This is a genomic window from Burkholderia sp. HI2761 (assembly GCF_002223355.1).
Lineage (GTDB): Bacteria > Pseudomonadota > Gammaproteobacteria > Burkholderiales > Burkholderiaceae > Burkholderia.
Map to the genome: position 1 here is coordinate 1 of NZ_NKFN01000030.1, position 843 is coordinate 843.

Genomic DNA, 843 nt, shown 5'->3' on the forward strand with positions numbered 1-843 from the left:
GCGAAGCTGGACCAGGAAATACCCATCGCGCTTGACCGGCTCGAGCAGCGCCTGCCGGCAGCGCTGATCGATACGTTGCGTGAACAGTGGAACGGGTTGGCGAGGCTCGACGAGCAGATTGCCGAGATCGAACGTCGGATGCGCGAATGGAAGAAGGAAGACAAGGCCGTTGCGGCGATCAGCGAGATACCCGGCGTGGGCTTGCTGACGTCGACGGCGGCAGTGGCGATGATGGGCGACGCGAAGGCGTTTCGCTCAGGACGCGAATTCGCCGCGTGGGCAGGTTTGGTACCGAAGCAGACGGGCTCGGGCGGCAAGGTGAACTTGCACGGCATCAGCAAGAGGGGCGACACCTATCTGCGCACGCTGTTGATTCACGGCGCGCGAAGCGTGTTGAACCATGCGAAAGAGCCGGGCCCATGGGTCGAGCAGATGAAGAAGCGGCGGCCAGCAAATGTAGTGATCGTGGCACTGGCCAACAAGATGGCACGGACGATCTGGGCGGTACTGGCCCATGAGCGGCCGTACCGGAAGGACTACGTGAGCGTGAAGCCAGCCTGAAATCGGCCACGCGAGGTAGAAAATCAACGTTTAACACAGGGTGAACGTCGAAAGGTTGCGCAGGAATCGAGTGTGATGACAAGCCAGGTAGGACCGGGACTCGCTAAACCTGTATGAGGTGACGGGCTTCGAGCTCGCCAGGAGAATGAGGCGCGAGTCAGCGAATTTCATAGGGGCCCGCAGCGGCTGCACCAGCTGCATCAAGGCCGGATATAGAGCTGCAGCCCATCCTGTCCGTCGAAACACGAGAAAACTGTTGCAAACGGGACGCGTTCATATAGA

General features: G+C 60.3%; 1 protein-coding gene. It reads left to right on the forward strand.

The window, feature by feature from the left end:
• Window positions 1-561 (forward strand): IS110 family transposase (locus CFB46_RS34980; protein WP_143751625.1); only part of this gene is annotated, 561 nt, incomplete at its 5' end.
• Window positions 562-843 lie beyond the last annotated feature (282 nt).